The organism is Falsiroseomonas sp. RANM36, assembly GCF_056682175.1.
In genome coordinates, this window is record NZ_JBWXTD010000004.1 from 806,465 (window position 1) to 806,918 (window position 454).

Annotated in this window: 1 pseudogene; it reads left to right on the forward strand. The window is 80.8% G+C overall.

Annotation, left to right across the window (positions count from 1 at the left end):
* Positions 1 to 454 (forward strand): annotated as a pseudogene (locus AC1MIR_RS17680) (hypothetical protein); the annotation flags it as partial.

Genomic DNA, 454 nt, shown 5'->3' on the forward strand with positions numbered 1-454 from the left:
GGGGGGGGGGGGGGCGGCGGGGGGCGCGGGGGGGTTTGTTGCGGGGGGGGGGGGGGCGGGCGCGCCGGGCCGGGGGGGGGGCGGCCGCGCCGGGCCTGCATGTGCTGGTCTGCGCCGCCGCCGGCTTCCTGACCACGGCGCCCTTCACCGTCGCGCTGCTGATGCCCGATGTCTTCGCGCCGGCGGTGCTGCTGGCGCTGCTGCTGCTCGGCTTCGCCCGCGATGCGCTGACGCGCGCCGAGGCCGCGGGGCTGATCCTGCTCGGCACGATCGGCATCGCCGCGCATCTCTCGCATCTGCCGCTCGCAGCCGCCGTGGTGGCCATCACGCTGCTGCTGACGCGGCGGCTGCGAGCGGCGCTGCGCACCGCGGCCTCGGCGCGCGGCAGCGCCTCGCGGGCGGAGCCGAGCCGCAGCCGCGCCCGCAGCCCCGCCGGCGCCGAGGCATCGGGCAG